The sequence below is a fragment of the Amycolatopsis sp. EV170708-02-1 genome, from assembly GCF_022479115.1.
Classification (GTDB): Bacteria; Actinomycetota; Actinomycetes; order Mycobacteriales; family Pseudonocardiaceae; genus Amycolatopsis.
Genome location: NZ_CP092497.1, coordinates 3703257 through 3721039, shown reverse-complemented (window position 1 = coordinate 3721039; position 17783 = coordinate 3703257). Strand labels below are relative to the sequence as shown.

General features: G+C 68.9%; 15 protein-coding genes and 3 pseudogenes. 8 read left to right on the top strand and 10 right to left on the bottom strand.

The features are described from left to right. Positions 1–40 precede the first annotated feature (40 nt). Positions 41–2301, top strand: a pseudogene (locus MJQ72_RS17470) (ATP-binding cassette domain-containing protein). Here the strand turns inward: MJQ72_RS17470 and MJQ72_RS17465 are convergent. Further along, a complete protein-coding gene (locus MJQ72_RS17465) occupies positions 2298–3140 on the bottom strand; it encodes a hypothetical protein (protein WP_240600290.1) in 843 nt (280 codons plus the stop codon). The pseudogene MJQ72_RS17470 and the gene MJQ72_RS17465 sit on opposite strands and share 4 nt — an antisense overlap. Before the next feature lie 137 nt (positions 3141–3277). Here MJQ72_RS17465 and MJQ72_RS17460 point away from each other — a divergent pair. The 4 genes and pseudogenes from MJQ72_RS17460 (at position 3278) to MJQ72_RS17445 (ending at position 6554) form a co-directional block, all read left to right on the top strand. After that, positions 3278–4410: pseudogene (locus MJQ72_RS17460) on the top strand (metallophosphoesterase). 125 nt (positions 4411–4535) lie between these two features. Beyond that, positions 4536–5180: a DUF998 domain-containing protein gene (locus MJQ72_RS17455; protein WP_240600287.1), complete on the top strand. Its 645-nt coding sequence runs from the start codon at positions 4536–4538 to the stop codon at positions 5178–5180. Positions 5181–5203: 23 nt separating this feature from the next. Then, positions 5204–6001 carry an alpha/beta fold hydrolase gene (locus MJQ72_RS17450; RefSeq protein ID WP_240600284.1) on the top strand — a complete coding sequence of 266 codons (798 nt, stop codon included), beginning with the start codon at positions 5204–5206 and terminating at the stop codon, positions 5999–6001. A gap of 13 nt (positions 6002–6014) precedes the next feature. Beyond that, complete coding sequence (locus MJQ72_RS17445; RefSeq protein WP_240600281.1) at positions 6015–6554, top strand: O-acetyl-ADP-ribose deacetylase; 540 nt, start codon at positions 6015–6017, stop codon at positions 6552–6554. On the opposite strand, the gene MJQ72_RS17440 is transcribed toward MJQ72_RS17445, so the two are convergent. From MJQ72_RS17440 to MJQ72_RS17430, 3 genes are read right to left on the bottom strand one after another with little or no spacing between them, the layout of a single operon-like run. Further along, positions 6537–7520 carry a hypothetical protein gene (locus MJQ72_RS17440; protein WP_240600279.1) on the bottom strand — a complete coding sequence of 328 codons (984 nt, stop codon included), beginning with the start codon at positions 7518–7520 and terminating at the stop codon, positions 6537–6539. The two genes, MJQ72_RS17445 and MJQ72_RS17440, sit on opposite strands and share 18 nt — an antisense overlap. Next, positions 7517–8761 (bottom strand): MFS transporter, encoded by a 1245-nt coding sequence (locus tag MJQ72_RS17435; RefSeq protein WP_240600276.1) that lies wholly within the window; start codon positions 8759–8761, stop codon positions 7517–7519. The genes MJQ72_RS17440 and MJQ72_RS17435 overlap by 4 nt, the downstream gene beginning before the upstream one ends. A 60-nt stretch (positions 8762–8821) precedes the next feature. After that, positions 8822–10408 (bottom strand): discoidin domain-containing protein, encoded by a 1587-nt coding sequence (locus MJQ72_RS17430; RefSeq protein ID WP_240600273.1) that lies wholly within the window; start codon positions 10406–10408, stop codon positions 8822–8824. A gap of 147 nt (positions 10409–10555) precedes the next feature. Between MJQ72_RS17430 and MJQ72_RS17425 the strand changes: the two genes are divergently transcribed. After that, a complete protein-coding gene (locus MJQ72_RS17425) occupies positions 10556–11200 on the top strand; it encodes an HAD-IA family hydrolase (RefSeq protein WP_240600271.1) in 645 nt (214 codons plus the stop codon). Positions 11201–11367: 167 nt separating this feature from the next. On the opposite strand, the gene MJQ72_RS17420 is transcribed toward MJQ72_RS17425, so the two are convergent. Continuing rightward, the gene (locus MJQ72_RS17420) at positions 11368–11835 is read right to left on the bottom strand and encodes an NUDIX domain-containing protein (protein WP_240600270.1); all 468 of its coding nucleotides are present in this window, start codon (positions 11833–11835) and stop codon (positions 11368–11370) included. A gap of 141 nt (positions 11836–11976) precedes the next feature. On the opposite strand from MJQ72_RS17420, the pseudogene MJQ72_RS17415 reads away from it, so the two are divergent. Beyond that, positions 11977–12413, top strand: a pseudogene (locus MJQ72_RS17415) (DoxX family protein). 185 nt (positions 12414–12598) lie between these two features. Next, positions 12599–13024, top strand: coding sequence for a DoxX family protein (locus MJQ72_RS17410; RefSeq protein WP_240600267.1), 426 nt, complete (start codon positions 12599–12601; stop codon positions 13022–13024). Between the two features lie 63 nt (positions 13025–13087). Here the strand turns inward: MJQ72_RS17410 and MJQ72_RS17405 are convergent, their stop codons facing one another. The 5 genes from MJQ72_RS17405 to MJQ72_RS17385 all read right to left on the bottom strand — a co-directional run bounded on the left by MJQ72_RS17405 (position 13088) and on the right by MJQ72_RS17385 (position 17684). Beyond that, positions 13088–13693: an ATP/GTP-binding protein gene (locus MJQ72_RS17405; RefSeq protein WP_026466899.1), complete on the bottom strand. Its 606-nt coding sequence runs from the start codon at positions 13691–13693 to the stop codon at positions 13088–13090. Then, entirely contained in the window at positions 13674–14045 is a 372-nt protein-coding gene (locus tag MJQ72_RS17400; RefSeq protein ID WP_016336739.1) for a DUF742 domain-containing protein, read from the bottom strand. The genes MJQ72_RS17405 and MJQ72_RS17400 overlap by 20 nt, the downstream gene beginning before the upstream one ends. After that, positions 14042–14452 (bottom strand): roadblock/LC7 domain-containing protein, encoded by a 411-nt coding sequence (locus MJQ72_RS17395; protein ID WP_016336740.1) that lies wholly within the window; start codon positions 14450–14452, stop codon positions 14042–14044. Before MJQ72_RS17395 ends, MJQ72_RS17400 begins: the two co-directional genes overlap by 4 nt. Continuing rightward, positions 14453–16960, bottom strand: coding sequence for a nitrate- and nitrite sensing domain-containing protein (locus MJQ72_RS17390; RefSeq protein WP_240600264.1), 2508 nt, complete (start codon positions 16958–16960; stop codon positions 14453–14455). Between the two features lie 373 nt (positions 16961–17333). After that, positions 17334–17684: a hypothetical protein gene (locus MJQ72_RS17385; protein WP_240600260.1), complete on the bottom strand. Its 351-nt coding sequence runs from the start codon at positions 17682–17684 to the stop codon at positions 17334–17336. Between the last annotated feature and the right edge of the window lie 99 nt (positions 17685–17783).

The window sequence follows — 17783 nt, the reverse complement described above, 5'->3', positions numbered from 1 at the left end:
CTCACTTTACAGGCTAAAGAGTTCCAACCAGGGGAGAGCCATGCCTTCGGCCGCCGACAGCCACGACATGATCCAGGTGCGCGGAGCCAGAGAGAACAACCTCGCCGACGTCTCGGTCGACATCCCCAAACGCCGCCTCACCGTCTTCACCGGTGTCTCCGGCTCGGGGAAGTCGTCCTTGGTGTTCGGCACCATCGCCGCGGAGTCGCAGCGGCTGATCAACGAGACCTACACCGCCTTCATCCAGTCCTTCATGGCCCCGGTCGGCCGGCCGGACGTGGACACGCTGCGGAACCTGAGCGCCGCGATCGTCGTCGACCAGGAGCGGATGGGGGCCAACTCCCGCTCCACGGTCGGCACCGCGACCGACGCGCACACGATGCTGCGGATCGTCTTCAGCAGGCTGGGCAAACCGCACGTGGGGACGTCGGGAGCGTTCAGCTTCAACCTCCCCGAGGGGATGTGCCCCGAATGCGAGGGCTGGGGAAGGTCTCCAGCATCGATAGCGACCAGCTCGTCGACAAAGAGCTTTCGCTGAACGAAGGGGCGATCACCGTCCCGAACTTCGCCCCCGGCGGCTGGTACTGGAAGGGGCTGGCGGAGTCCGGCTTCGTCGATCCCGCGGTCAAACTGAAGGACTACACCCCGCAGCAGTGGGAAGACTTCATGCACAAGCCGGCCACCAAGATGAAGCTCGGCGGGATCAACACCAACTACGAAGGCCTGCTGGTGAAGGTGCAGCGGCTGTTCCTGTCGAAGGACAAGGACGCTACGCAGCCGCACATCCGGGCGTTCGTGGACCGGGCGATCACCTTCCGGCGTTGCCCGGCGTGCGACGGCGCGCGGCTCAACCAGGCGGCGCTGTCCTCGAAGATCGAGGGACTGAACATCGCCGACTGCTCGTCGATGCAGATCAACGATCTCGCCGATTTCCTGCGCAAGATCGACGATCCGTCGGTGGGTCCGCTGATGCAGACCCTGCGCGGCACCCTCGACTCGCTCGTGGAGATCGGCCTCGGCTACCTGAGCCTCGATCGCGAATCCGGGACACTGTCGGGCGGCGAGGCGCAGCGCGTGAAGATGGTGCGGCACCTGGGTTCCAGCCTCACCGACGTCACCTACGTGTTCGACGAGCCGACCGTCGGGCTGCACCCGCACGACATCCAGCGGATGAACGGTCTCCTGCTCCTGTTGAAGGACAAGGGGAACACGGTGCTCGTCGTCGAGCACAAACCGGAGACGATCGAGATCGCCGACCACGTCGTGGATCTCGGGCCCGGCGCGGGGCCGAACGGCGGGCGGATCTGCTACACCGGCGACGTCGCCGGCCTGCGGGCGTCCGGCACGCTGACCGGACGGCATCTCGACCACCGGGCGCGGCTGCGCACGGACGTCCGCGTGCCGGCCGGGCAGATCCCCATCCGGAACGCGACCCGGCACAACCTGCGCGGGGTGGACGTCGACATCCCGCTGGGCGTGCTGACCGTGGTCACCGGAGTCGCCGGTTCGGGCAAGAGCTCGCTCATCCACGGTTCACTGTCCACAAGGGACGACGTCGTGGTGCTCGACCAGTCGGCCATCCGCGGCTCGCGGCGCAGCAACCCGGCGACCTACACCGGCCTGCTCGACCCGATCCGCACCGCGTTCGCCAAGGCCAACGGCGTCAAGGCGGCCTTGTTCAGCGCGAACTCCGAAGGCGCGTGCCCGAAGTGCAAGGGCATCGGGCTGATCTACACCGACCTGGCGATGATGGCCGGCGTGGCCACGGTCTGCGAGGAATGCGAGGGCAAGCGGTTCACCGCGGAGGTCCTGACCTACAAGCTGCGGGGCAAGGACATCAGCGAGGTCCTCGCCATGCCCGTCGCCGAGGCGCGCGAGTTCTTCCCGTCGGGGCAGGCGCGGACGATCCTGGACCGGCTTTCCGACGTCGGCCTCGGCTACCTCGGGCTCGGGCAGCCGCTCACGACACTGTCCGGCGGGGAACGGCAGCGGATCAAACTCGCCATCCGGATGGCGGAGAAGTCGGCGACCTACGTCCTCGACGAGCCGACCACCGGTCTGCACCTCGCCGACGTCGACCAGTTGCTCGGCCTGCTCGACCGGCTCGTCGACGACGGGAACACGGTGGTGGTCATCGAGCACCACCAGGCGGTGATGGCGCACGCGGACTGGATCGTCGATCTCGGGCCGGGCGCCGGTTCGGACGGGGGTCAGGTGGTGTTCACGGGGACTCCGGCCGATCTGGTCGCTTCCGGGGAGACGCTCACGGCGCGGCACCTTCGCACCTACGTGGGCCGCTAGCGAGCTCGGCGGGCTTCGAGGAGAGCCGCGAAGCCCGCCGAACCCAGCACCGCCAAAGCCAGCCCCGAAGTCACCATCTCGATCGGCGAGGCCGCCAGCGGCGAAACCCCGGTCACCGACTCCACCCCCACCACCGCGGTCAGCACCGAATAAGCGCCGATCGCCACCCACACCAGCCGCACGCGCCGCCGTTCCGTCCAGTCCGCGAACCGCAGCAGCCAGGCGAGCCCCGGCACGATGAGGATCGCGTGCATCGCCACCGCGTGCAGCGGCTTCAGCGCGCCGGCCGTGGTGTACGCGAGCTGCGGGTTCCCGCCCCGCGCCTCGACGACACCGCTCGCGATCATCGCCGCGCCCGCGCCCAGCGCCACCAGCAGCGCGACGAGCCCGAACCGCACCGCGAGCCGCATGCTCGCCGACGTCTCCCCGTCGCCGCGCAGAGCCGCCGCCGTGAACGTCACCGCCGTCAGGATGAGGACGCCGCCGCCCGCCGCGAGCGTCGTCGACACGGCATTGTCGAAACCGGTCTCGAAGTTGAAGTGCGACGGCACCCCGCGCCAGGCCTGCATGCCCACCAGCACCGTCTCGACGACGCTCGCCCCGGTGAAGACGCCGAGCAGCACGTTCCGCACGCGCGGCCGCACCGCGACGTACGACGTCGCCCAGGCGACGGTGATCAGCGTCAGCCCGAACGACAGGCCGAAGGTGACCGCCTTCCGCATCGACAGCGGCCCGGTCCACGAACCGCCGGACGCGACCAGCACGACCGCGTGCACGAGACCGCTGAGGAACAGGAGCGCCCCGGTCGCGTAGGCGACACGTTCGATCGTCCGAATCATGCGTCGAGTGTCTTCCGCGGCCAGACGAAAAGCGTCGGCCGTGAAGCGACATCTCGCGTACGCCCGCCTACGTACCTGAGACGCCCCTCAGCGAAGACGGCGGTAGAGACCAATGGGCTGTTAGTCTTGCCGTCATCATGCCCCGCATCCTTGTCCGCGTCGCCGCGTTGATCGCCGTTCTCGCCCTCCTGTTCGGTGTGCCGTGGTGGACGATCGTCGGCTCCCCGAACTCCCGTCCGCGCTCGAAGTCCTCGGCACGATCGTGTTCGCCGCCGCGGCCCTCGCCGTGCCCGCGTGCATGGTCCTCGGCCACGGGCCGTGGCAGCGCGACGTCGCGGCGAAGATCGGCGACCTCTCCCTCGGGCTGATCTGGCTGCTGTTCTCGTTGTCCGTACTCGGAAACGTGCTGAGGCTCGTCCTCGCCGTGTCCGGAGTGGACAGTGCGGCGGGCATCGTGTCCGGCGTCGTCCTGGCCGCCTTCGCGGGGCTGGCGGCGTACGGGATGTTCGAGGCCCGGCGGGTGCCGAGGCTCAAGGAACTCGACGTCGTGCTCCCCCGCCTCGGCGCGGGGCTCGACGGTCTCCGCTTCGCGATCATCACCGACACCCATTTCGGCCCGCTGAACCGGACGAAATGGTCGGAGAAGGTCGTCGAAGTGGCGAACGAGCTCGACGCCGACGTCGTGGCCCACGCGGGTGACCTCGCCGACGGTTCGGTCACCAAGCGGCAGGAGCAGGTCGCGCCGCTCGGGAAGGTGCGGGCGAAGCTCGGCAAGTTCTACATCACCGGCAACCACGAATACTTCGGCGAGGCGCAGGCCTGGCTCGACCATATGCGCGACCTCGGCTGGGACACGCTGCACAACCGGCACGCGAAGGTCCGCCAAGGCGGCGACACGCTGGTCTTCGCCGGGATCGACGACCCGACCGGCGCCGCCTCCGGCCTGCCCGGCCACGGCCCCGACCTCCCCGCCGCGCTCGACGGCGTCGCCTCGGACACGCCGGTCGTCCTGCTCGCCCACCAGCCGAAGCAGGTCAAGCAGGCCGCCGAGGCGGGCATCGACCTCCAGATCTCCGGGCACACCCACGGCGGCCAGATCTGGCCGTTCCACCTCCTGGTCCGGCTCGACCAGCCCGTGCTGGCCGGGCTTTCGCGGCACGGCGAGCGCACGCAGCTCTACACGAGCCGCGGCACCGGCTTCTGGGGACCGCCGCTGCGCGTCTTCGCGCCGAGCGAGATCACCCTCCTGACCTTGCGAAACGGCAAGTAGCCACCCCGTCGCGACACCTCGCGGTGCCCCGGCGGCACCACCGACAAATTTTTTTGTCTTGACAATCGAGACTTTCGGAGCGAAGGTAGTGCCAACGCACCCAGCGCCCCGAAAGGCAGAAACCGATGACCATCACCGCCACCCGCACCCACGTCGCGCTCCCGGCCCGCGCCCTGCTCGCCTGCGGCGCCGTCTCGGGTCCGCTGTACTTCCTGACCACGCTCACCCAGGCCGCCGTGCGCGACGGCTTCGACATGACGAAGCACCCGGCGAGCATGCTGAGCAACGGCGACGCCGGCTGGATCCAGGTGGCGAACTTCCTGGTCACCGGGGTGCTGATGATCGCGGGGGCGATCGGGCTGAGCCGGACGCTCGAACCGGGAAGAGGCAGCACGTGGGGGCCACGGCTGCTGGGCGTCTTCGGCGTCAGCCTGCTCTTCGCCGCGGTCTTCAAGGCCGACCCCGGCAACGGGTTCCCGGCCGGCTCCGGCCAGGCCACCATCAGCACCGCCGGTGTCCTGCACATGGCCGCCGGCTCGGTCGGATTCCTCTCGCTGATCGTCGCGACCTTCGTGTTCGCGAGCCGCTTCTCCCGTGAGGGCCACCGCGGCTGGGCCGTCTACTCCCGCGCCACCGGCATCGCGTTCTTCGCCTCGTTCGCCGGGATCAGCTCCGGCAACGCGAACGCCGTCGTGATGCTCGCCTTCTGGGCCACCGTGATGCTGGCCTGGGGCTGGGTCACCGCCGTCATCCTCCGCGCAAGCCGCTAGACAACCCTAGGAGAATTCCCGCCATGAGCACCGTGACCTCGCAAGACGGCACCACCATCGCCTACACCCGCACCGGCTCCGGCCCCGCCGTCATCCTGGTCGACGGCGCGATGTGCCACCGCGAGTTCGGCCCGGCCAAACCGCTGGCCGCCGAACTGGCCGCGCACTTCACCGTCTACACCTACGACCGCCGCGGCCGCGGCGAAAGCGGCGACACCGCGCCGTTCTCCGTCGCCCGCGAAGTCGAGGACATCGCGGCACTGATCAAGGAAGCGGGCGGGACGGCCCACGTCTACGGGATCTCCTCCGGCGCCGCGCTCGCCCTCGAAGCCGCGAAAGCCGGGCTGCCGATCACGAAACTGGCGGTCTACGAATTCCCGCTGGTCGTCGACGACACCCGCCCGCCGGCCCCGGCCGACTACGACGAACGGCTGGAGAAGGCCATCGCCGCCGGAAAACCCGGCACCGCGATCAAGACCTTCATGCGGGAAGGCGTCCGCGTCCCGGCCCCGGTCGTCTTCATGATGCAGTTCATGCCCGCGTGGCCGAAGCTGAAGAAGGTCGCGCCGACCCTGCGCTACGACGCCGCGTTGTTCGACGGCCTGCACGACGGCACCCCGCTGCCCGAAGGCCGCTGGGCGGGCGTTTCCGTGCCGACGCTGGTCATGGACGGTGGCAAGAGCCCCGCGTGGATCCGCAACGGGGTCGCCGCGCTGGCGAAGGCGGTCCCCGGCGCCGAGCACCGCACGATCGAGGGCCAGACGCATATGCTCAAGCCGAAGGCCGTGGCCCCGGTACTGATCGAGTACTTCACCGACTGACGGAGCGATCACGATGATCGAACTGGTGGAAGGCGACATCACCGAACAACAGGTCGACGTCGTGGTCAACGCCGCGAACTCGTCACTGCTCGGCGGCGGCGGGGTGGACGGCGCGATCCACCGCCGCGGCGGGCCGGAGATCCTCACCGAATGCCGGGCGTTGCGTGCGGGGCATTACGGCAAGGGACTGAAGACCGGAGAGGCGGTCGCCACCACGGCGGGCCGCCTTCCGGCGCGCTGGGTGGTGCACACCGTCGGGCCGGTGTGGTCCGGCTCCGAAGACCGCTCGGCACTGCTGGCGGCGTGCCACCGCAACTCGCTGCACGTGGCCGCCGACCTCGGCGCGCACACCGTGGCGTTCCCCGCGATCTCGACCGGGATCTACCGGTGGCCGGTCGAGTCCGCGGCGGAAATCGCCCTCGAAACGGTGGTGAACACGCTCGCGGCCGGGTCGTGTTCGGTGGAGCTGGTGCGGTTCGTGCTCTTCGGGACCGACGCCTACGAGGTGTTCCGCGAGCAGGCGGAAGCGATGGGCCTACACACCCGCGGGTGAAGCAGCCTGCGCGACCAGCTCCCGGGGCGCCCCGCTCCCGTCCGCCGGAACCGACCAGACCGCCGAGTCCACGCCGTACGCCACGGTCCGGTCGTCGAGCCAGGCCGCCTGGTCGTCCACGCTCCGCGTCTCGGCCAGCAGGGTTTCCTTGCCGGAGGCCAGGTCGAGGACGGCCAGCCGCCACGGCGCCGCGAGATCGGCGGAGACCTTCTTCTTGAAGGCGATCCGCTTCCCGTCCGGCGAGAGCGACGGGCATTCGACGTTCTCCCGGATCATCCTCGCGACGAGCTTCTCGTAGTCCGCCTCGACCAGGTACGTCTTCCCCTTCGTCCCGACCGTCGCGTAGAACTTCTTGCCGTCGGGGGCGAAGGTGATCCCCCAGTAGTTCACGTCGGACGAGTAGTACGGCTTGCCGTCGAGCAGGAGCCCCATCTCCTCGATGCTCTTCATCAGCTTCCCGGTGGTCAGGTTGAAGATCCCCGCCCTGGTCGAAAACCCGGTCTCCGCATAGGAATCCCCGTTGACGAACAGCGTCCAGTAGGCGAGCTTCCCGTCCGGCGAGACCCGGCCGCGGCTGGGGGTGCCGGGCAGTTCGATCCGGCGGATCTCCTTGAGGTCCTTGTCCAGCACGATCACGTCGGTCATCGGCGGCAGCACCCCGGGCTGCGCGGCCAGGCACAGCGCCGTCCCCGCCGACGCGGCGAACCGGTCGCAGCTGAGGCCGGACACCTTCCGGGGTTCGCCGGGACGATCGGCCGGGACGGTGGCGAGATGGCCGAAGTCCGGGCCCTCGGCGGTGTTGCGGAACAGCAGTTGTCCCTTGGCCTGCACCGAAACCGGCTGCCCGGTGACGACGGCGACCGAGTTGACGGCGGGCCCGCGGTCCCGGGACAGGACGCCGTAGCCGACGGCCGCCGCGATCAGGACGACGACCGCCGCCACCACGCCCAGGATCCGCGCCCTCACGCGTAGGTCCGCAACGGACGGAGGACGGCGGCCGCCACGACCACCACGGCCAGCGCGCCCGCGGCGACCAAGACCGCGGCGTGCAGGTCCCAGGTGGTCCAGGCGAGTCCGAAAAGGACGGACGCGAGCATCCGCGTCGTCGCCTGCCCGGTCTGCACCAGCGCCAGCCCGCTCGCCCGCTGGTGTTCGGGCAGCAGCGGTCCGGCCGCGGCCATCAGGACACCGTCGGTGGCCGCGTAGAAGACACCGTGCAGCACGAGCGCAAGCACCGCGAGGATGCCGCCGTCGACCGGGCCGAGCAGCGCCAGCAGCGCGACGACCAGCGCGATGTGCCCGCCGAGGAACACCTTCCAGCGGCCGATCCGGTCCGAAAGCCTGCCGAACGGCACGGCGAGCAGCAGGTACACGCCCGCGGTTCCCAGTGGCAGCAAGGGAAAGAAGACCGCGCCGAGGTCCCAGCGGCGCTGCAGCACGAGGTAGAGGAACGAGTCGCTGAGGGTGACCAGCCCCAGCAGCGCCGCCCACACGCAGATCCGCCGGAACGACGCCTGCCGGATCAGGCCGGCGGTCTCCCGCAAGGAGACCTTGGCCCGTTCGGCGCGCGGTTTCGGCTGGTGGTCCTTGACCAGCACCACCAGGATGATCACGCCGATCGCGGCGATGCAGAAGCTCGTGAAGAACACCGAGTCGTAGCTGCCCAGGCTGAGCCACAGCACGGCCATCGCGACCAGCGGGCCGAGGAACGCGCCGAAGGTGTCCATCGCGCGGTGCACGCCGAACGCGCGACCGAGATGTTCGGGATCGCTGCTCAAGGTGATCAGCGCGTCGCGCGGGGCGGTCCGGACGCCTTTGCCGGTGCGGTCGGCCGCGAGCACCGCGCCGATCGCGACGGTGGACGAACCCGCCAGCATCAGGCCGATCTTGCCCAGTGCCGAGAGCCCGTAACCGAAGCAGGCGACCGCCTTGAGCTTCTGCCAGCGGTCCGCGAGATGGCCGCCGACGAGCCGGACGACGGCCGTGACACCGGAGTAGAGGCCGTCGAGCACGCCGAACTGCAGCGGGCTCAGGCCGAGACCGAGGACGAGGTAGAGCGGCAGGACCGCGGTCACCATCTCCGACGAGATGTCGGTGACCAGGCTGACCAGGCCGAGCGCGACGACGTTCCCGGTGACGGCCCGTTTGACGCCGCTCTTCGGGACCTCCGCCGCGGCGTCCGCTCCCCTACTGGTGGCTATGTACATGGGGGACCTCCAGCGCCGGAAGGAGGTGCCGCGGCGCGACGCGGCACCTCCTCACGGGAATCAGTGGCAGGTGTAGGTGGGAGAGGAGTCGATCGTCTTGCCGTCGAGCCCGATCAGCTGGGTCGAGAAGGCGTTGTCCGACATGTTCAGCTTGAGCACGCCGTAGGTGGAGATCGCCTTCGCGGTGGCCGGGTGTTCGGTCTTGACCGGGTACAGGGTCGCCCCGCCGCCACCGCCGATGATCTGCACCGGACCCGCCGGGTCCTTGTCACCGTCGACGTTCTGCGGATAGAAGCGCTCGTAGTGGTGGTCGTGCCCGTTGAGCACCAGGTCGACCTTGTTCTGGACCAGGGTCTCCCAGAGCGTGGCCATCTTGTCGTTGTCGCCGTGGTCGCCCGAGGTGTAGCGCGGGTGGTGGTAGTACGCGGCGACGCAGGGCTTGGTGTTGCTCTTCAGGTCCTGCTTGATCCAGTTCAGCTGCTCGTCGCTGATCGCGTTCGCGGCGAGACCGGGCGAGAACTCCGTGCTGTCGATGGCGACGAAGTGCCAGTTGCCCATTTCCCAGCTGTAGTAGGTCTTCCCGTTCGGCGTCGCGATCTTGCCGAAGTACTGCTTGTAGGCGCCCAGCGGGGTGTGGTCGTAGGTCTCGTGGTTGCCGGGAACCGGGTGCATGATGCTCTTGTACTTGCCCCAGGTCTTGTCGAAGTACTTCGTGAAGTCCTCGATGTGGGCGTCGTCGTACTGGTTGTCGCCCATGGTGATCACCGCGGCCGGGTTCATCTGGCCGACCAGCGCGGCCGTCTTCGGGTGGACGCACGAAGACGACGAAGCGGTGCACTGTTCGGCGATGTCACCGGAGGCGGCGAGGACGAACGACGAGCCGCCCGCCTGCGTGGTCGCCTGGATCTGGTTGCTGGCCGCCGAGGTGTTACCGGCGGCGTCCTTTGCTCGGACGGTGTAGGTGTACGCGGTCGACGCGCTCAGCCCGCTGTCGGTGTAGGAAGCGCTTTCTGTAGTGCCGACGACCTGGCCGTTGCGCAGCACCTCGTAGCCGCTGACGCCGACGTTGTCCGTCGAACCGGTCCACGTCAAGTCCACAGTGGACGCGGTGACCGAACCGGCCTTGAGGTTCGACGGCGCGGTGGGCGCCTGCGTGTCGCCCGAGGAGTCGGACGTGCCGTAAACCTGCATCTCCCAAAGGGAGTAGCCGTAGCTGGTGGCGCGTTTGGTGCCGACGAGGCGCAGGTACCGGCCGCGGCCGGACAGCCCGGTGAGATCGTCGGTCCCGCCGTTGCCGCCGGTGACGGACTTGATCGAGGTCCACGCCGAGCCGTCGTTGGAGACTTCCAGGCGATACGCGCTGGCGTACGCGGCTTCCCAGTTCAGCTTGACCCGGTTGATGGCCGACGGGCCACCGAGGTCGATGCGGATGAACTGCGGGTCGACACCTTCCGCGCTCGCCCAGCGGGTGCTCGTCTTGCCGTCGACGGCGAGCGGGCCGCCGTAGGACGACGACTCCACCGAGGAGACGAGGACGGGCTTTCCTTGGGACAAAAGGACATCAGCGGCTTGCGCATTGCCGCTGAGCAGCGTCGGCAACAGGATGGCGGCCGCGCCTAGTGGCAGTAGTCGGGTTCGGGCCTTCACATCGATCTCCCCGGGAATCCGTGGCGGCGGGTTGAGAGGGACGGGTGCGCGGCGTTCACTTCGAGTACATTGTTCGTTTGGTAAGTTTCCTAACGAATGCGTACGGTAATCCGTACCACTCAGTGAGTCAAGACGTAGACTCGTCCCATGACCGGCGCATTGATCTTCGACTTCGACGGGACGCTGGTCGACACCGAAGCGGCCGTCCTCGTGGCCTGGCAGGAGACCTTCCGCGCCCGCGGCGACGAACTCCCCCTCGACGTCTGGCACACCGTGATCGGCACCCAGAACACCGCCGTCGCGATGTTCGAGCTGCTGGAGAAGAACGACGAGAACCTCGACCGGGTCGCCGTCCGCACCGGCGTCCGCGCCAGGGTCACCGAGCTGCTGGAAGCCGTGGGGCCACGGCCAGGTGTCGAGGAGTACCTCGCCGACGCGAAGGAACAGGGCCTGCGGCTGGCCATCGCGTCGAGCTCGACCGGCGATTGGGTCACCACGCACCTGAAGCGGCTCGGTCTCGCGGACGCGTTCGAGGCCGTGCTCACCGGCGACCTCCACGAGGCGAAGCCGAGCCCGGACCTGTACCTGGCCGCGCTCGCCGCGCTGGACCTGCCCGCGGCCGAGGCGATCGCGTTCGAGGATTCACCGCACGGCGTCACCGCGGCGAAGGCCGCCGGGCTCGAGTGCGTCGCCGTACCGAACGCGATCACCGCGGTGCTGAACTTCGACCACGCCGACCTCGTGCTGGGCTCGCTGGCCGACAAACCGCTGGGCGAGCTGCTCAGCCGTTGAGCAGCGCCAGCAGTGCGCTGAGGGACGACACGCGAGATCAGCCCGCACAAGGGTGGTCGCGAGTGGCAGTTCGGGTTGGAGCGGACCGGTCGAATGTGGAGGATTCGGGACGTTGACTGTCCCGAATCCTCCACACTCGCCATCAGAGCCCGAAGCGCCCCCAGCCCTCAGCCGTTGAGCAGCTCGCCAAGCCGGGCGAGGAACGGGCGCTGGCCTTTCAGCAGCTTCTCCTCGGCTTCGGCCAGCCCGAACCAGGCGACCCTGTCGACCTCCGGGAACTCCTGCGTCCGGCCCGACCGCGGCGGCCACTCCATCTCGAAGACCCCCGGCACGACCTGAGCCGGGTCGAGGTCGCCCTCCACCGCCCAGACCGTCACGACCTTGCCGCCGGACTGCTTCACCTCACCGAGCGGGAGGTACTCCCCCTCCGGCGCCGGCAGCCCCAACTCCTCCTGGAACTCGCGCCGCGCCGCGGCCTCCGGCGTCTCGTCCGGCTCGTACTCGCCCTTGGGCACCGACCAGCCGCCCGCGTCCTTCTTCGCCCAGAACGGCCCGCCCATATGCCCGAGAAGCACCTCGGTCACCTCGCCCGACCTGCGGAAGAGCAGGATCCCGGCACTCGTCTTACCCGCCATGGCGTCCAGTCTGGCCTTGCTCCGACCGGGTGATGTGACCGGCCCGCGAAAAAAGTTTCCGCTCGGATGTCGATTCGCGTCGATCCCATCCGACGCGTTGTCAGAAGCCGCCCGACAGACACTCCCGGAAGGACCGGAACCATGACGCAGACCATCACCCCCGCCAAGACCACCGCCACCACCCGCGCGCCGCCAAGGCGCAGGGCGCGATCCAGTCGGCCGTCCGGATCGTCGTCTCGTTCCTCTTCCTCTGCCACGGTTTGCAGGGATTCGGATTCTTCGGTGGCGTCGACGGCGCGGGCGGCTCGGTCGAACTCGGCTCCTGGCCCGGCTGGTACGGCAGCGTGATCGAACTCGTCGGCGCCGCGTTCGTGCTGGTGGGCCTGTTCACCCGGCCGGTCGCGGTGCTCCTCTCCGGTGTCATGGCCTACGCCTACTTCACCGTGCACGCGCCGGAAGGCCTGCTGCCGCTGCAGAACATGGGCGAGCTGTCGACCCTCTACTGCTGGATCTTCCTGCTGATCGCCGCGATCGGCCCGGGCACCTTCGCCCTCGACACACTGCGCCGCCGCCGCTGAATCGGGAATCACGAGGCCCCTTTCCTGGATTCATTCCAGGAAAGGGGCCTTGACGCGTTTCAGCGTCGTTAAATTCGGGCATAACACAGAATTACCCCCCGAAAGAAAGTTCCGTACCGATAGGGTTGTCCGGCATCCTCTAGCACATCAATGGTTTAGACCACCTTGAGCCGGAAGGATGCGTCATGACCCAGACAACCGCCGCCACGAGCACCGAGGTGGGCCCGACCGCTCCCAAGTGGCAGGGACTGGCCCTCTCCGCCGTCCGCGTTGTCGTCTCGTTCCTCTTCCTCTGCCACGGCCTGCAGAAGATGGGCCTGTTCGACAAGGCCGCCGTGCCGGTGGGCACCTGGCCGGGCTGGTACGCCGGGGTGATCGAAACGGTCGGTTCGCTGCTCGTCCTGGCGGGTCTGTTCACCCGCCCGGTCGCGGTGCTGCTCTCGGGCACGATGGCGTACGCGTACTTCGTCGTGCACCAGCCCGACGCGCTGCTGCCGTTGCAGAACAAGGGCGAGACGGCCGCGCTGTACTCCTGGATCTTCCTGCTGTTCGCGGTGGTGGGACCGGGCACCTACGCGCTCGACACCCTGCGCCGCCGCCGCAAGTCCTGAAAGTCCGTGAAGGCCTCCTTGAGGGACCCTGGGTCCCTCAAGGAGGCCTTCACGGACAAACTCTCAGCGGCCCTGTGGCAACCCCGCGGCCAGGTCCGAAAGCGCCAGCACGTGCTCCATCAGCACGGTCAGCACCTGCTTCGTCGACTCGCGTTCCCGCGCGTCGCACAGCAGCAGCGGGACGTCCATGCCGACGTCGAGCGCCTGCCGGACCTCCTCGGTGCCATAGCGGTAGGCGTTGTCGAAGCAGTTGACGGCGACGACGAACGGCAGCCCGCGGCGCTCGAAGAAGTCCACGGCCGCGAAGCAGCTGTCGAGCCGCCGGGTGTCGGCCAGCACGACGGCGCCGAGCGCGCCCTCGGCCAGCTCGTCCCACATGAACCAGAACCGGTCCTGACCGGGCGTGCCGAACAGGTACAGGATCAGCTCGGGGTTGATGGTGATGCGGCCGAAGTCGAGGGCCACCGTGGTGGTCGTCTTCTTCTCGACACCGGTGAGGTCGTCGACGCCCTCGGACGCCGCGGTGATGACCTCCTCGGTGCGCAGCGGGGGAACCTCGCTGACCGAACCGACCATCGTGGTCTTACCGACCCCGAACCCGCCGGCGATGAGGACCTTGACCGCGTTCGCGGTCAAGGATCGCCTGGGCTCAGAGTTTCCGGATGCCATCAAGAACCGCCTGGAGTACGTGTTTGTTGGGGGTGTCGGTGACCGGGGTCGCGGTGCGGAACAGCACGAGGTTCTGTTCGATGAGGTCGCTCAGCAGCACCTTCACCACCGGCAGCGGCAGATCGATACGCGCGGCGACCTCCGCGACGGACGTCGGTCTCTGGCACAGGTTGAGGATCCGCCCGTACTCCGGCTCGAAGCCCGCGACCTCGTGCGAGGAACGCATGGCGACCACCAGGGTGATCAGGTCGAGGCCGAGCGTGTCCGAGCGGGTGCGCCCGCCCGTGACGGCGTACGACCGGACCAGCGGCCCGGCCTCCTCCTCGAACCACGACTCGTGCCGCCCGCTCATGGCGACGTGGGAGTCGCGGCGCGGGGCGCCGAGGTGAGCACCGCGCCGACCCGCTTGACCATCAGGTTCATCTCGTAGGCCACGAGGCCCATGTCCGCGTCCTCCTTCGCCAGCAGCGCGAGGCACGCACCGCGGCCGGCCGCGGTGACGAACAGGAAGGCGTGGTCCATCTCGACCATGGTCTGGCGGACGTTGCCGCCGCCGAAGTGCCGTCCCGTGCCCCGCGCGAGGCTCTGGAACGCCGACGCGACCGCGGACAGGTGCTCGCCGTCCTGCTCCGACAGGTTCCCGGACCGTCCGATGAGCAGGCCGTCGGAGGACAGGACTACCGCCCTGTCGGCACCGGCGACACGCTTGACCAGGTCATCCAGCAACCAGTCGAGTTCACTGACTCCCGCGTTGGCCATCTAGTCACGATCTCCGTACATGTCGAGGTCGGTGTAATCGTCGGTGGGTTCGGTGTCCCGCGCGCGGCGTGTGCCCTGCTGGAACGCGGCGAGCCGGTTCCTGGCCAGCTCGGGGGTGTCCTCGCGGACCTCCTCGCGCTGGGCGGCGGGCCGGTCCTCCATGAGCTGGGGGACCAGGTTCGCCTGACGGCGGCGCTGCGGCAGCGGTGGCCTGCCGGGCGCCTCGGGGCCGGGCCGCCGGGTCTGCGGCGGACGGCCGTCCTGCGGCCGGGTGTCGGCGGGCGGCCAGGCCGGCGGCTGCACCGGCTGCGGCCGGGCCTCGGCGCGCGCGGGCTCCGGGCGGATCGGCTCGGGCCGCGGCGTCTCCGGCCGGGGCACGCGCGGCGGGCGCGGGGGCAGCGGCGGCAACGCGCCTCCAGGCTGCTCCGGACCCTGCTGCGCTTGCGGCTGAGGCTGCGGCGCGACCGGCATCGGCACGGGCAGCTCGGGCCGCTCCGCGGGGAACTCGGTGCGGTGGCGGGCACGACGGCCAGGAAGCAGCGGCGCGGCCTCCGGCACCTCGGTGCTCTCGGGGTCCACCTCGTCCTCCGGCTGATCAGACGGGACCGGCGCGAGCAGGTCGGTGCGGACGAGCACGATGGCCCTGGTGCCGCCGTACGCGGATTCGCGCAGGTGCACGGAGATCCCGTGCCGAGCGGCGAGGCGCGCGACCACGAACAGGCCCAGCCGTGGCTCGGCTGACAAGGCCATGATGCCGAAGTCCGGCGGATCGGCCAACATCGCGTTCAGCTCGGCGGCCTGCTCGGCCTCGATACCGAGGCCCTGGTCCTCGACCTCGATCACGACACCCTTGCCGACCACGTTGCCCCGCAGCTCGACGCGCGACTGCGGCGGCGAGAAGGAGGTCGCGTTGTCGATCAGCTCCGCGAGCAGGTGCACGAGGTCGCCGACGACCGGGCCCTGCACCGCCATCGCGGGCATCTTGGCCGTCTTCACCCTGGCGAAATCCTCGGTCTCGGCCGAGGCACCACGGGTCAGCTCGGCCAGCGTCACCGGCTTGCGCCACTGACGGCCGGGCTGGCCGCCACCGAGGATGATCAGGTTCTCCGCGTTGCGCCGGGCGCGCGTGGAGAGGTGGTCCAGCTGGAAGAGCGTGTCCAGCTGCTCCGGGTCCTCCTGCTTGCGCTCGGCCTGGTCGAGCACCTTGAGCTGGCGGTGCACGATCACCTGGCTGCGGTGTGCGATGTTGAGGAACACCGTCTTGGTGCCCTCACGGGTCCTGGCCTCTTCGACGGCGGCAGCGATGGCGGTCTGCTGCGCCTTGTTGAAGGCCTCGGCGACCTGGCCGATCTCGTCGTCGCCGTGGTCGAGGAAGTGACCCTTGTCGTCGAGGTCGACGGGTTCGCCCGCCCGCACCCGGTCCACCAGTTCCGGCAGCCGGATCTCGGCGACGTCGAGGGTGTCCTCCCGCAGCCGTGCCAGCCGCCCGATGAGCCGGTTGGACAGCCGCAGGGCGACGACGAACACGCCGATCGCCACCAGCAGCGCGATGGCCGCGGCGATGGCCGAGGTGATCAGCGTCCGGTCGGCGTCGTCGACCGCCTGCGTCGTGGCCGTACCACTCTGCTCGACGAAGCCGCGCATCATCGCGTCGCTGACGCCGCGCGCGGCCTGCAGCCACGTCTGCTCGGGGATGGGGAGCGTGGCCTTGCTGTTCTGCAGGAAGGTGTTCTCGACAGTGTTGACGGCCTTCCACGGATCACTCGCGACGAGCTGGTCGAACTTCGCCTTGACGTCCGGGAGCATCCGCGAGACCGACGACTCCAGCTGCGAACGGTAGGAACCGACCTCCGTGACGTACGCGCGGTAGGTCTCGTCGGTGAAGCCGCCGCCCGCGACGGCCGCGGCGGCGAGGGCGTTCGCGCGCTGCATCTGGTCGATCGCGGTGAACAGCGGGACCGCCGTGATCCGCTGATACGCGTTCTCGGCGTTCGGCGCGTCCTGGGCGAGCCCGGTGAGACCGTCGACGAACTGGTCGAGGATCTGGTTGTAGAAGGTGAAGGCGTCCAGCAGCGGAAGCTGACCGGAGTCGGCCGACTGCCGGATCTGCGGCATCTTCTGGAGGAGCCCGTTCAGCGTGGCGATGTTGCGCTGCACGCTGTCGGGCGAGTCCCCGACGAACTTCTGCAGATGCGCGGCGACACCCTGGGCGGCGGCGTCGGTCTTGGCGCGCTGCTCGGTGAGGGTGGCGTGCTGCGAGCGGTCGCCGGCGAGCTCGCGCAGCGCCAGCCGCCGCTCTTCCTGTACTTGGACGAAGAAGGGGAGAGAAGGGGCTTCCGAGTCACGGATCCGCTGCGCGTAGTCACGACCATTGACCGCGTCGAAGATCAGGTACCCGCCGATCGCGAGACCGACCAGCATCAGCGCGATGCTCGGAATGAGCGCGATCGTCAGAACGCGCGAACGAATCGAAGAGCCGCGGCCTCGTCGAAGGGAAATCTGCTTCACCGTGGTCCGTTTTCCTTCCGGCAGTTTTTGGTGTCGGGTCGCCGGGGATCTCATACCCGCGGGATCCGATAGCCGGATCAACACAGCGTGGTCCGCTCCGCCCGCGAAGACGCTAGGAGACCCAAACGGGTGAGTCAAGTCCAGACGCGAAGGGTAGTCGCGTATGGCCGTGACCTGCTGACGAGAGGCGGCCGGACCAGGAAAGTCCACCACGTGGGACGGGGTGCCCGGCCAAGTGACCGACCAGTAGGTCACCTGGCGGTTTAGCGCAGGCAGCGGCTTGATCGACGCTCTTCGGACTCGATCAAGTCACCCCTCGCGGGCTCCGCGGCTCAGCGAAAAAGCCGGCGAAAACTACTCGCCGTGACGTCGCTCACGCTTTTGGACCAGGGCTCCACATACCGTTCGGTTTGCGAACGACATCACCGCGGAGGAACGCCGTCGTCACACCCTTCGCTCCACGGAATCGAGAATTGCCGACGCTTATCACGGAGGAATCGGCGAAATGATCTTCCTCGGCGCGGCCGAGCTCGTCGTCGATGAGCGCCTCGACCCTCCCGGACGCGTCCCGCAGCATCCGGACGCCCGCCCAGCACAGGGTCGCCACCCCGCAGATCAGGATCGCGACGAGAACCGTCTCCACCGGGTACCGGGAGCCGAATTCGTTGAGCAGAAAACCGGAGGCGACACCGAAAACGGCGACGACGACATAGGCGAACGACACGATCCCCTCCTTCTCCAGGCGCCGTGGCCCGCGCCTCGCCGGTGAGACGGGCGGCGGGGGTTTCCCTTACGCCACAGGGGAAGGATCTACGTCACACTC

Coding starts and splice junctions, on each gene's coding strand:
- MJQ72_RS17465 (WP_240600290.1), bottom strand. CDS start 3,140: ATGATTCGGACGATCGAACGTGTCGCCTACGCGACCGGGGCGCTCCTG.
- MJQ72_RS17455 (WP_240600287.1), top strand. CDS start 4,536: ATGACCATCACCGCCACCCGCACCCACGTCGCGCTCCCGGCCCGCGCC.
- MJQ72_RS17450 (WP_240600284.1), top strand. CDS start 5,204: ATGAGCACCGTGACCTCGCAAGACGGCACCACCATCGCCTACACCCGC.
- MJQ72_RS17445 (WP_240600281.1), top strand. CDS start 6,015: ATGATCGAACTGGTGGAAGGCGACATCACCGAACAACAGGTCGACGTC.
- MJQ72_RS17435 (WP_240600276.1), bottom strand. CDS start 8,761: ATGTACATAGCCACCAGTAGGGGAGCGGACGCCGCGGCGGAGGTCCCG.
- MJQ72_RS17425 (WP_240600271.1), top strand. CDS start 10,556: ATGACCGGCGCATTGATCTTCGACTTCGACGGGACGCTGGTCGACACC.
- MJQ72_RS17420 (WP_240600270.1), bottom strand. CDS start 11,835: ATGGCGGGTAAGACGAGTGCCGGGATCCTGCTCTTCCGCAGGTCGGGC.
- MJQ72_RS17410 (WP_240600267.1), top strand. CDS start 12,599: ATGACCCAGACAACCGCCGCCACGAGCACCGAGGTGGGCCCGACCGCT.
- MJQ72_RS17405 (WP_026466899.1), bottom strand. CDS start 13,693: ATGGCATCCGGAAACTCTGAGCCCAGGCGATCCTTGACCGCGAACGCG.
- MJQ72_RS17400 (WP_016336739.1), bottom strand. CDS start 14,045: ATGAGCGGGCGGCACGAGTCGTGGTTCGAGGAGGAGGCCGGGCCGCTG.
- MJQ72_RS17395 (WP_016336740.1), bottom strand. CDS start 14,452: ATGGCCAACGCGGGAGTCAGTGAACTCGACTGGTTGCTGGATGACCTG.